9 protein-coding genes are annotated in these 12,616 nt (G+C 38.6%); 8 read left to right on the forward strand and 1 reads right to left on the reverse strand.

The window, feature by feature from the left end; translation table 11 throughout:
- Window positions 1–772 (reverse strand): RhuM family protein (gene rhuM, locus C5S62_RS03860; protein WP_104404132.1); only part of this gene is annotated, 772 nt, incomplete at its 3' end.
- A 162-nt stretch (window positions 773–934) separates the two neighbouring features.
- Here rhuM and C5S62_RS03865 point away from each other — a divergent pair.
- The 8 genes from C5S62_RS03865 to C5S62_RS03900 are packed head-to-tail and all read left to right on the forward strand — an operon-like array spanning window position 935 to window position 12,586.
- Complete coding sequence (locus C5S62_RS03865) at window positions 935–1,147, forward strand: helix-turn-helix transcriptional regulator (protein ID WP_036618118.1); 213 nt, start codon at window positions 935–937, stop codon at window positions 1,145–1,147.
- Window positions 1,148–1,149: 2 nt separating this feature from the next.
- On the forward strand, window positions 1,150–2,742 hold the full coding sequence (locus tag C5S62_RS03870; protein ID WP_104404133.1) for a class I SAM-dependent DNA methyltransferase: 1,593 nt from the start codon (window positions 1,150–1,152) through the stop codon (window positions 2,740–2,742).
- Window positions 2,726–3,796 (forward strand): restriction endonuclease subunit S, encoded by a 1,071-nt coding sequence (locus C5S62_RS03875; protein WP_104404134.1) that lies wholly within the window; start codon window positions 2,726–2,728, stop codon window positions 3,794–3,796. Before C5S62_RS03870 ends, C5S62_RS03875 begins: the two co-directional genes overlap by 17 nt.
- Before the next feature lie 12 nt (window positions 3,797–3,808).
- Window positions 3,809–5,767, forward strand: coding sequence for an AAA family ATPase (locus C5S62_RS03880; protein ID WP_104404135.1), 1,959 nt, complete (start codon window positions 3,809–3,811; stop codon window positions 5,765–5,767).
- 2 nt (window positions 5,768–5,769) lie between these two features.
- Window positions 5,770–9,012 (forward strand): type I restriction endonuclease subunit R, encoded by a 3,243-nt coding sequence (locus C5S62_RS03885; protein WP_104404136.1) that lies wholly within the window; start codon window positions 5,770–5,772, stop codon window positions 9,010–9,012.
- A 1-nt stretch (window position 9,013) separates the two neighbouring features.
- Window positions 9,014–9,793, forward strand: a complete 780-nt coding sequence (locus C5S62_RS03890) for a hypothetical protein (RefSeq protein WP_104404137.1) — start codon at window positions 9,014–9,016, stop codon at window positions 9,791–9,793.
- Between the two features lie 8 nt (window positions 9,794–9,801).
- Complete coding sequence (locus C5S62_RS03895) at window positions 9,802–11,049, forward strand: AbiH family protein (protein WP_104404138.1); 1,248 nt, start codon at window positions 9,802–9,804, stop codon at window positions 11,047–11,049.
- A 13-nt stretch (window positions 11,050–11,062) separates the two neighbouring features.
- Window positions 11,063–12,586, forward strand: coding sequence for an ATP-binding protein (locus tag C5S62_RS03900; protein WP_104404139.1), 1,524 nt, complete (start codon window positions 11,063–11,065; stop codon window positions 12,584–12,586).
- Window positions 12,587–12,616 lie beyond the last annotated feature (30 nt).

Below are 12,616 nucleotides of genomic sequence, written 5' to 3' on the forward strand. Positions count from 1 at the left end.
TTTCCAATGCTTGGAACTCCGCAAAATCCAGGAAACCTGAAACAAGCAGATTTAGACGTTGGAGTTCAATCTCAGACAAATAGTTCTTGGCAATCTTTACATCATCCTTTGTCACATAGTTTCCCTTAAAGTTTGTCATACCCACAAATGGCTTCTCGTTGTCCACACGATTGTATATCACTTTTGCCGCAGTATTTTCATGAACGGCATAATGCAGTTTGTTTTGTACGGTGGCGAAGAACATCTTTGTCATACCGTCTCGTGGGTCATAATCCGTGGCCGTAGCATAAATATCGGTGACTTGCTGGTAGAAGTTGCGCTCACTACTACGAATATCCCTGATGCGTTGCAGCAACTCACGGAAATAACGGTTGCCACCTTGCTTCAACCGTTCATCATCCATAGCAAAGCCCTTTTGGATATACTCATGAAGCCGTTGCGTAGCCCAACGGCGGAAACGAGTAGCCACTTGAGATTGCACACGATAGCCCAAGGCGATAACCATATCAAGATTGTAGTGTTCCACTTCCCGTTCAACCTTACGAGAACCTTCTATTTGAACTGTTCGGAATTTCCGAACAGTTGCCTCCCTTGCTAGTTCTTCATCTTCAAAAATATGTTTAATATGCTCACTTACATTTGATTTACTTGTTTGGTATATCTCAACTAATTGTCCCTGAGTCAGCCACAAGTCTTCATCAGCAAAGCGCACAGACACATGAGTTATATCGTTATCGTCTTGATAGAGTATTATTTGATTTTCTTTGTTCATTGGCTTGTTTCTCTTCTCTTCTTTTGCAAATATACTCAATATACTTGGTTTTAAGGGCATTTATGCTACTTTTCTGAGACTTTACACCGTGTTTTTCAGATAATATCGCTAAATTTGCATAGTAAATCAAAGTATTGTAATTAACAGGCAAAATCAAGACGTATGGAATCTCAAAAAATCAATAGGCTGAAAGTTGTGTTAGTTGAGAATGGTAAAACCGGGAAATGGCTGGCGGAGCAGGTCGGAAAGAACGAGGCAACCGTTTCACGATGGTGTTCCAACAAGATGCAACCCTCCCTTGATATGCTTGTGAAAATTGCAGCACTTTTGAATGTTGACCCTCGCCAACTTATCAATGGCGGTAATAATGATTGATTATGGCAAAGAAAGCGACTAATAAGAAAGATAATCTTCCGATGGAAGAAGTGTTATGGAAAGCGTGTGATGCGCTGCGTGGCTCTATTGAGCCGAGCGAATACAAACACGTTGTCCTTTCATTGATATTCTTGAAGTATGCAGGCTTCCATTTTGAGAAACGCCGTCAGGAGATAATCAATGACGGTCTTGAAGACTTTGTGGATAGCATAGAGTTTTATGCAGCCAAGAATGTATTTTATCTTCCGGAAAAGGCTCGCTGGTCATATATCAAGGAAAACGCAAAGCAACCGAATATTGCTTCAATCGTGGATAAGGCACTTTCTGATATAGAGAAAGAGAATAAACCTTTGCAGGGCGCATTGCCTAATAATTATTATAGTTCACTGGGTATAGAGGCAGAAAAACTTGGTTCATTGCTTGATAAGATTGATAGTTTTGATGCCATACTCGAATCGGCAGATGGTAATGATATTATAGGGCGCGTTTATGAATATTTCCTTTCAAAGTTTGCTATTAAGGAAGGAAAAGGAAAGGGCGAATTTTATACACCCAAGACGATAGTCAATCTGATTGCCGAGATGATTGAACCCTACGAAGGTAAAATCTACGATCCTTGTTGCGGTTCGGGCGGCATGTTTGTGCAGTCGATGAAGTTTGTAGAAAGTCACCATGGTAATCGTCGTAAGGTATCGGTGTATGGTCAGGAATATACCAAGACCACTTTCAAACTGGCAAAAATGAATCTTGCTATTCGTGGTATTGCAGCCGATTTAGGCGATTATGCCGCTAATACATTTACAGATGACCGCCATAAGGACTTGAAAGCCGATTTCATTATGGCCAATCCTCCCTTCAACCAGAAAGATTGGAGAGCGGAAAACCAGCTGACGGACGACCCTCGTTGGGATGGTTATGACGTGCCGCCTACCTCTAATGCCAACTATGCTTGGATTCTCAATATGGTGAGCAAACTCTCATCCAATGGTGTGGCTGGTTTCATTCTTGCCAATGGCGCATTGAGTGCCGATGGAACAGAGGGGGAGATCCGCCGTAAGATGATTGAATGCGGATTGGTGGAAGCGATTGTTATACTTCCTCGAAACCTTTTTTACTCTACTGATATATCCGTTACGCTTTGGATTCTTAATGTGAACAAGAAAACTCGTGTAGTCAATCGCAATGGAGAAGAAATACATTATCGCGACCGTGAAAAGGAGATACTTTTCATCGATATGCGTCAGATGGGCGAACCTTTTGAAAAGAAATATGTGCGTTTCACCGATGAGGATATTCGTAAAGTGGCCGACACTTATCACAACTGGCAACGAGAAGGATATGCTGAAACCTATACTGATGTGCCGGAGTTCTGCAAATCAGTGGGTATAGATGAAGAAGGTGGCGTTGCTGACAAAGGTTTCTCGCTGGTGCCCTCCAAATACATCGAATTTGTTGATCGGGATGAATCGGTGGATTACGACACACGCATGAAGGAACTTCAATCAGAACTTGCCGACATCCTTAGGCAAGAGGCTGAAAGCAGAGAAGTAGTGCTTAATGTCTTTAAATCGCTGGGATATGAAATCAAATTATAAGCGGCTGGGGGACTATATCCGGCAGGTGGATGTGCGCAATCGGGACTTGGCGGTGGAAAGGTTACTGGGACTAAGTGTAAACAAACAATTTATACCCTCAATAGCCAATACAATTGGCACGGACATGAGCAATTATAAAGTTGTTGCTCCTAGTCAATTTGTATACATAGCTGACACATCACGTCGAGGAGATAAAATTGCGATTGCATTATTAGGCGGTCAAGGCAAGGCGATAGTTTCTGCGATATATACAGTCTTTGAGATAACAAACGAAATGGAATTATTGCCTGAATACCTGATGATGTGGTTTCGCCGTCCTGAGTTCGATAGATATGCCCGTTTTAAATCGCATGGCTCAGCACGTGAAGTTTTTGAATGGAGTGAGATGTGCGAAGTCTTGTTGCCTATTCCTCCGATTGAAGAACAACGAAAAATAGTAGCCCAATATCAAGCTATAGAGCGACGAATTGAGAATAATCGTCGGTTGATAGCTACTCTTGAAGAAACGGCTAAGACGATCTATCGTAAAATGTTTGTGGATAATATTGATATAGAGAATCTGCCTAAAGGATGGCGAATAGGAACATTGGGGGAATTTGCGGTTTTTAAGAATGGGAAAGCTGTACAATCCATAAACGGTGAGATTCCTGTATACGGCGGAAATGGTATTGTTGGGGGGCATAATTCCCATAATGCCATAAATGTAATAGTAATTGGTAGGGTTGGAGCTAATTGTGGAAATATTCAAATAGAACGAGAAAAGTGCTGGATTAATGATAATGCGATGTTGGCAGTTTCCAAAGAAGGAGCGTTGTATTATCTTTATTGGCTTTTGAATACTCTTAGCTTAAATAGTAAAAGTGAAGGATCGAGCCAACCGTTGTTAACTCAAACGATTCTAACCCAAATTGATTGTGTCATCCCAAATAGCAATACGATACAACGTTTTGATAAAATAGCTGAAGTAATTGAAATAGAAAATATTCAGAAGAGAAAAGAAATAGGAGTATTAATCGAATTACAATCTTTGCTTTTGTCAAAGTTGGGACAATAAATTATTAAAGTCATGTCATTTGGTTTAGTAAAAGTAATATTTATAAATCGTGCTCCATTTAAGCGTCTGGAACTTGATTTTAAAGAAAATGGTATAAATGTATTATCTGCCATTAACGGAAATGGAAAAACAACTATCCTGTCGCATATAACAGATGCTTTTTATGAATTAGCAAAAAAAGTATTTCACAATGAATTTGAAGGTAAAGAGAATAAATATTATCGGGTATCTTCTGCTTTGTATAATATCAATTCATCAAGCCCTTCATATGTATACTTACGTTTTAAATACAATAATAAAAACATAGATTATATTGATATTCGAAATAACTGTACGAAAGAACAATATGATTCAGAAATAACCATAGAATCTAAAATAGATTTTTCAAAAATACAACATACGCTCTCCTCTGCCAATAATATCAAGTTTTGGTCATTGGATGATAAAAATATAATCGAAAAAGAAATCTTTTCAAAATCCATATTAACATACTTTCCTTCATATAGATATGAAACCCCTAACTATTTGAATGATCCATATAATATTAAATTGGATTATGCAATAAAAAGTAAATTCTCAGGTTATCTTGATAATCAGATTGAGGTTGTTTCTGATTTACCTTCATTGGTTAATTGGTTTTTGGATGTACTACTTGACATGAAGTTAAAAGAAGAAACTCGATTATTTAAAAAAGGCAATAATATTCTCCCGATAACGATACCTCCAGAAGAAAGAACTTTTGTGTGGGACAATCTCAATAATATTGTATCAAGTGCTTTATCTTCAAAGTCTTATAATGGAATTATTAGATTAGGTATAGGAGCAAGAAACAGTGGTTCAACTAGAATAGCTATTATGAATGATGTATCGTCCAATACTTCATTATGTATCTGCCCTTCAATATTTAATTTATCTGCAGGTGAATTGTCGTTAATATCTATCTTTGGCGAAATTCTTCATCAAGCAGATAACAACCAAAATAATATACAATTGAACAATATAAATGGAGTCGTTTTAATAGATGAGGTTGATAAACATCTTCATATCACATTGCAAAAAGAAATTTTGCCCAAATTATTCAATCTATTTCCCAATATACAATTTATCGTGAGTTCTCATTCTCCTTTCTTGAATATTGGGCTTGCTGAAACTGCGTCAGAGCGTTCTCAAATAATAGATTTAGATAATAATGGTATTACTTGTTCTCCGACAAATAATGCTTTATATAAAGAAGTTTACGATATGATGGTGAATGAGAATAATCAATTTGCTCGGAAATATCAACAATTGGAAGATTCTCTTAAGGCAATTAGGAAACCCTTAGTAATAACTGAAGGAAAAACAGATATTAAATTTATTCAAAAAGCAAAGGATGTTTTGGAAGCAAATGATATAGATTTTGATGTTATAACTCAAGATCAACAACCTGACGGAGACTCAAATTTACAAAAGATGCTGGAACAGCTATGTAAAATAAGGAGGCCTTTCCCTATTATTGGAATATTCGATCGAGATATTGATTCTACGGTAAAAAAGATGGATGTTGGAGAAGATAAATACAAAGATTATGGAAATGGAGTATATGCTTTCTGCATACCAATACCCAAAGATAGAAAAGATAAGGGGCAAACAAATATTTCAATAGAATATTTGTTCTCAGATGAAGAAATCAAATCTCCAGTCAATGAGACTGGACATAGATTGTTCTTCGGTACAGAATTTACACAACATTCTATGAGACATAATGAAGATAAAAATCTTATATTGAATAAGCCCGATGGTAAAACTTTGGATAAAATATTAGAAAACAATGGAGGGCAAGCCGTATATGATGAATTTGATAATAACCTATTAGCAAAAAAAGATGATTTTGCAAAAGCGGTTATTAGTAATTACATCAAAATAAGTAATGACAGCTGGGAAAACTTTCGCCCAATCCTTGAAAAAATCAAGAAATTATCAGGTTTATAATTATGTTACAATTCAACGAAACACAATTAGAGCAAGCATTTGTCGAACTTTTCAAGGCTGAGGGGTACGACTATGTGTATGGAGAAAGCATCTCACGTGATACACGAGATGTTATTCTCTACGATGACTTGCGTCTTTATTTGCAGAAAAAATATGAAGCCGAACATATCACTGAGGATGAAATTAATCGGGCAATCACCAGGTTGGAAACATCGGACGGCGGTGGTGTATACGCTGAGAATGTAGAAGCGTTGCGACTTCTGCAAGAAGGCTTTTCGTTGAAGCGAACCAATCCTAAGTTGCCAAACCTTCATATCTATCCAATTGATTTTACAGAAGTGAACAATAATGAGTTGGGAAAGAATAACATATTCAGGTTCGTCAATCAGTTTGCCATTGACGGAGAGCATCATCGTATTCCTGACGGTATTGTATTTGTAAATGGACTTCCATTGGTGGTACTTGAATTCAAGAATGCCATCAAACAAAATACTACGATAGAAAATGCTTTCAAACAACTGACGGTGCGTTATCGTCGTGATATTCCTAAATTGTTTCGTTACAATGCGTTCGTGGTAATCAGCGATGGCGTGAACAATAAAATCGGTTCACTCTTTGCTCCATATGAATTTTTCTACGGTTGGCACAAAGTGGAAGCAACAGACTCAATTCTTGACGGTGCATTTGATACGATGTTCACAATGATGCGTGGATTGTTCAGAAGGGAACGTTTGCTTGATGTATTGCATAACTTTATCTTCTTGCCTGATACTCCCAAGGGCGAGGATAAAATCGTGTGTCGCTATCCGCAGTATTTCGCCACCACTCAACTATTCAATAATATTGTGAAGCATTCACGACTGAATCCTGACGGTGATGGAAAAGGTGGTACTTACTTCGGAGCTACTGGCTGTGGCAAGTCGTACACCATGTTGTTCCTTACCCGACAACTGATGCGTTCCAAGCAACTGAGCAGTCCTACCATTGTGCTGATTACAGACCGAACAGACCTTGACGATCAGTTGTCGAAGTCGTTTTTAAATGCCACCAAATTCATTGGAGACAAGACTATCGTTCAGGTGGAAAGTCGGGGAAAACTTAAAGAACATCTTGAAAACCGTTCTGCTGGAGGTGTCTATCTTACAACGATTCAGAAATTCGAGGAAGGCACAGGCCTGTTAAGCAACCGTACAAACATTATCTGCATATCCGATGAGGCTCATCGTTCACAAACAAGTTTGGGGCAGAAAACAACTATCACAGAAAAGGGCGTAAAGCATCATTATGGTTTTGCCAAATACTTGCGAGATTCCCTGCCGAATGCCACATATGTGGGATTTACCGGAACACCGCTCGACAATACGCTGGATGTGTTTGGTCCGATTGTAGACCGCTATACCATGACCGAAGCGGTTACGGATGAGATTACGCGTAAGATAGTTTATGAAAGCCGTGCAGCAAAGGTTATGATTGATTCGGATAAAGTTAAAGAAATTGAGCTGTTTTATGAACAATGCAAATCCGAGGGTGCAAGCGATTATCAGATAGAAGAAAGCAAGAAACGGATGACGAGGATGGATAATATCCTCAATGACCCAGATTTGCTTGCCAAGATTGCCCAAGATATGGTGGAACACTACGAAAAGCGAATCGAAGAAGGTTCGACGGTGTTGGGTAAAGCTATGATAGTATGCAGCAGTCGTTCCATTGCTTGGAACCTTTATCAGGCGATTATCCGTTTGCGTCCGGAATGGGCGGAAAGCAAAGAATGTATCGAAGGAGAAACTCTTTCGGAGAAGGAACGCAAGGAAATCAAACCAATGCCGCGCATCGCAATGGTTATTACCCGTGACAAGGATAATGATTCAGATGAACTTTATAATCTGCTCGGTAATGACGACTATCGAAAAACATTAGACAAACAATTCAAGGAAGAAAAAAGCAATTTCAAGATTGCCATTGTTGTAGATATGTGGATAACCGGCTTTGATGTGCCAAGTCTTGATACGATGTATTGCTTCAAGCCTTTGCAAATGCACACACTGATTCAGACCATATCGCGTGTCAATCGTGTTTATCCCGGAAAAGAGAAAGGACTTGTAGTTGACTATCTCGGCATAAAGCGGCAGATGAACGAAGCTCTTCATCAGTATGGAGGAAATGGAGAAGTCGATGGCCCAGATCTTGAAACCATTGATGAGGCGGTTAAAGTGGTTAAGGACGAATTGGATGTGATTAAGCGAATATTTCATGCTTTTGATTGGTCTGGTTACTTCATTGGAACACCTCTTGAACAATTAGATATACTTCAAACGGGAGCGGAATATATCCAACGTACCAAAGGACTTGAAACACGTTTCATGCGACATTGTAAAAAAATGAAAGGTGCGTATGATATATGCTGTAACTCGGAACATCTGACCGAAGCGGAAGACAACGACATTCATTTTATGTTGGCTATCCGTTCCATAATCTCTAAACTGACAAGAGGAAACGCACCGGATGCTGTCAAGATGAATAAGCGTGTGAGCGGAATGCTAAAAGATGCTTTGATGTCCGAAGCGGTGGAAGAAGTGGCCAAAATCGGTGTTGCAGCCGATGAGGAGATTGATCTTCTTTCTGCGGAATACATGAAACGCCTTGACCAAATACCCTACAAGAACACCAAAGTCAAGCTGATGGAGCAACTTTTGAAAAAGGTTATTGAATCGTTACGGAAAATCAATAGGCAAAAAGGTATCGACTTCACGAAACGCTTGGAGGATATTGTAAAGAAATATAATGACCGCTCAGATGATGCGGCATTAGCCAATGATGTGATTGATGATGTTGTTGGCGAGATGGTAAGACTTATGGAGGATGTGGCAAGCGAACGCACCGCCGGCAATTCTATAGGACTGTCATTTGAAGAGAAAGCATTCTTCGACATTCTGCAATCAGTAGCTATAAAATATGAGTTCATTGAAAAATTTCCCGATGAAAAATTGACAGAACTGGCTAAGCAAATTAAAACGATGGTAGAGGAACAGTCAGATGTTTCGGATTGGTTGAATCGTCCTGACCTTCGGGCAACATTGAAGATGAATGTAATTGTCCTGTTGGCTCGTGCAGGCTATCCTCCGAAGATTCGTGACGAGGTGTTCAAAGAGATTTTGGAGCAGGCAGAATGTTTCAAACGGCACAACAAGCCTCGCCCTTATGTAATTGGCAATGATTCTTATTCATCAATGGTAGCAGAACCGTAATATGACACAATTAAAACATACTATTATTTATTTGGTTATCCTTGGCATGTTATGCTTGGTGATATCTTATGCAATTTCGGTAAATATGGAGACAGAATTTTGTGCGATTAATTCACGATTCATATCAAACAACTTTCTGTTCACTTGTTTCAGTGGTGCATTTGCAAGTATTTCGGTACTGATATTTACTGAAATTTATCGTTTTATTCAGATGAAGAAATCTATTGAACAATTCTTGTTTTCTCAGCTGGCATTTATCTATGGTCAGTTACAAGCTGCGAATGCAAATATCACGAATATTCTTAACAAGAATGGACTTGTTTCTGATAATTTATTGAGCAGTTTATCAAGCACAATAACGCAAATGACATTTTCATTGCGCTCACTGGATTATAATCCATTTTTCTCTTCCAATCGCTCACGAGCGATAAAAAGGATAATCACTCGACTATTCTCTACAGGAATAATCCAATTAGATTCATTAGCCAAAGACTGTATCTATTTACCCATGGCAATTTGTACTGACAAATTAGATACTTTGAGTAGTGAGGTGTCTAATACTGTTATTACATCAACATCGCCAAATACGCAAAAGGTTCTAAATGTTCTCAATAAAGAAATTATACGATTGACATCACAAATTCTGATTGATTTGACAGAACTTAATACGGCTTGTGATAATTTTTTTCATTGGAACGATGTCGAGAAAAAACTTTCGGATGTTCCAATGCCTGACACTTCATTGTCTGCGTTCTTTTCAAAGTATGATTCTTTCAAATAAATAAAGACATGAATAGAATTATACTTATCGGCAACGGTTTTGACTTGGCACATGGGCTTCCTACCAGATATGAAGATTTCATAAACTGGTATTGGGAGAAACGAGTTGATTCTTTTACGGGAAATATTTCGTCTATATCAGAGGATTGCCTTTGTTCTATCAAAATTACCTCAGGCAATTACAATTGCTGTTGGAATGTCTTTGCATTTTCTCTTCCTAAGTATTTTAACAAACCGTCTAGTAAAGAAGTCATTGATTATATTACCAATGACTCTAAGTCCTTTGAGCTCTCATTTTCTCCATTTTTTAAGAATATATGTACTTCCATAGAGACTAAAGGATGGGTTGACATAGAAAAGGAATATTATAACTTATTACGAAGCACTATTATAAGTCCAGATAATTGTAATTATACAGTTTCCGAACTTAACAAGCAATTACTTTATATTCAAGACCTTTTAGCTCAATATCTTTCTTCTGTCACAACTGATGATATCAAGTGCAATGCAGAGATACAACATCAAATTTATGGAAATATTCATAAAGATGATATTTGTATCGGACAATTACAGGTTTATTATGACTATGTAGATTATCTGATTCAACAAGACGATGTGTATCAGCGGTTGCTCTGTCAATATGGCTTTGATGGTCCTAATAGGCACTTTAAGGCAGAAGAGATTAAACGGCTCAAAAAGCAATTTTCAGAATCTTCAGAGATGGAAGAAGTATACTTAAAGGATTTAATAATTCCTGAGAATATTATGCTACTTAATTTTAATTATACTGAAGTAACAGACAAATACGGGGAACTGAAAGTTGCATCTATAAATCATATTCATGGAGACTTAAATAATCCCAGTAGTATGATATTGGGTTATGGTGATGAACTTGATGAGGATTATAAAGATTTTCTTAAACAATCAGATAATGAGTGCTTAAGACACATTAAATCTATAAAGTATTTAGAGTCTGACAATTATCGTAATTTGCTACAGTTCATAGAATCTGCTCCATATCAGGTTTATATCATGGGGCATTCTTGTGGCAATTCCGACCGAACGCTGCTAAACACATTGTTTGAACATAAAAACTGTGTTTCAATAAAGCCATATTATTATCAAAAAGATGATGGTTCAGATAACTATCTGGAAATCGCACAAAATATATGTCGTAATTTTACGGACATGAAGTTAATGCGTGATAGAGTTGTTAACAAAATGTTTTGTGAGCCATTACCACAAGTTTCAAAATAAAAAAGTAAGTGCAATGGAAATTGACGATATAAAGAAACTGATAGCTTTCGATGAGTCGCGGACTTTGGAGTTGAAGAAGACTACCGGCGAACTGAAAGATGGAATGCACTCAGCGTGTGCATTCCTTAATACAGAAGGTGGTTGGTTGATTTTTGGTGTTGCTCCCAAGTCGTTAAAGATAATTGGACAGGAGGTAACAGATAAGACGCAGCAGGAAATAGCTCAGGCTTTGGCTGGGTTGGAACCTGCTGTAGATGTGCGAGTAGCGTATGTTGATGTACCAGAATATCCGAGAAACAAAGTTATAGCCATGCACTTTGATGGTTGGGTATGGGGCGAGCGTCCGCATACATTCCACGGTTGCCCCTATTACAAAGTTGAGAGCACCACGAAAGTGATGCCACAAGATATGTATGACGAGCGTATCCGTGCGCATCAACCTCAGTTGTATGCGTGGGAAAGGTTGGCTGCTGATGGTGTGACTTTGGCAGACCTTAACGAGAATTTAATCCGTAATTGCATCCGTCGAGGTATTGATGGCGGGCGCATTCCGGAATCTGCATTGTATGAGCCGACAGGAGATATTTTATCAAAATGGAAGTTGCTTAAGAATGGTGTGCCGACAAATGGGGCGGTCTTGCTCTTTTCTAGTAACATAGACGAATATCCACAGTTCACGTTAAGAATGGCGCGGTTTGTAGGTACGAATAAAAATATGTTCCGTGATAATCAACGTGCTGAAGGTAATTTCTTCCAACTTTTAGATGCCGGAGTTGCGTTCTGTTTCAAGCATCTTTCTCTCAGTGGTAGAATCACCAATCATAGTTTGGAACGGGAGGAACATCTTGAAGTGCCTTATCATGCGTTGCGCGAGGCTCTTATCAATGCCCTTTGCCACCGTCATTGGGAAAGATATAATCTGACTATCAGTCTTGCCATCTATGATGACCGTATAGAAATAGCTAGTCCTGGTACATTTCCACCTCAGATAACACCTGAAAACATAAAGGAGCCTCACGAGTCATATCCGCATAACCTGAAAGTGGCGGAAGCACTTTATCGGATGACTTATCTGGAAAACTGGGGGAGTGGTGCAAAGCGTATCATGGATGCTTGTCAGGCACAAGGTGTGGAATCCCCCACATGGTCTTCTGATGGTGGCTTTGTTACTATTACTTTCATGCGACCTTATTTCGCATCCGATACAACAAAGATAGACAAGGAGGATAAAAAAGCAACTAAAGAGGACAAGTACCGCTCAACTACCGACCAAGTACCGCTCAACTATCGACCAAGTACCGCTCAAGTTCAAGAAATGATTCTTTCAATGAGTGACGACTATATGACGATGAATGAAATTATGTCCAATATGGGATTCAAACATCGTACATCATTCCGGAAAAATTATTTTCTTCCTGCGTTGGAAGATGGTGCAATTGAACCAATGTATCCTGAACAGCCCAATCATCCGAAGCAAAAATACAGACTCACAGAATTAGCAAAAGAGTGGATAAACCTGTTGGCGGAATTAATTTAGTGCATACTTAATTCTGCCAATGGGCTTGTC

The organism is Prevotella sp. MGM2, from assembly GCF_002933955.1.
GTDB lineage: Bacteria > Bacteroidota > Bacteroidia > Bacteroidales > Bacteroidaceae > Alloprevotella.

Excerpts from the sequence above, each read along its gene's own strand:
- C5S62_RS03865 (WP_036618118.1), top strand. The coding sequence starts at position 935 with ATGGAATCTCAAAAAATCAATAGGCTGAAAGTTGTGTTAGTTGAGAAT.
- C5S62_RS03870 (WP_104404133.1), top strand. The coding sequence starts at position 1,150 with ATGGCAAAGAAAGCGACTAATAAGAAAGATAATCTTCCGATGGAAGAA.
- C5S62_RS03875 (WP_104404134.1), top strand. The coding sequence starts at position 2,726 with ATGAAATCAAATTATAAGCGGCTGGGGGACTATATCCGGCAGGTGGAT.
- C5S62_RS03880 (WP_104404135.1), top strand. The coding sequence starts at position 3,809 with ATGTCATTTGGTTTAGTAAAAGTAATATTTATAAATCGTGCTCCATTT.
- C5S62_RS03885 (WP_104404136.1), top strand. The coding sequence starts at position 5,770 with ATGTTACAATTCAACGAAACACAATTAGAGCAAGCATTTGTCGAACTT.
- C5S62_RS03890 (WP_104404137.1), top strand. The coding sequence starts at position 9,014 with ATGACACAATTAAAACATACTATTATTTATTTGGTTATCCTTGGCATG.
- C5S62_RS03895 (WP_104404138.1), top strand. The coding sequence starts at position 9,802 with ATGAATAGAATTATACTTATCGGCAACGGTTTTGACTTGGCACATGGG.
- C5S62_RS03900 (WP_104404139.1), top strand. The coding sequence starts at position 11,063 with ATGGAAATTGACGATATAAAGAAACTGATAGCTTTCGATGAGTCGCGG.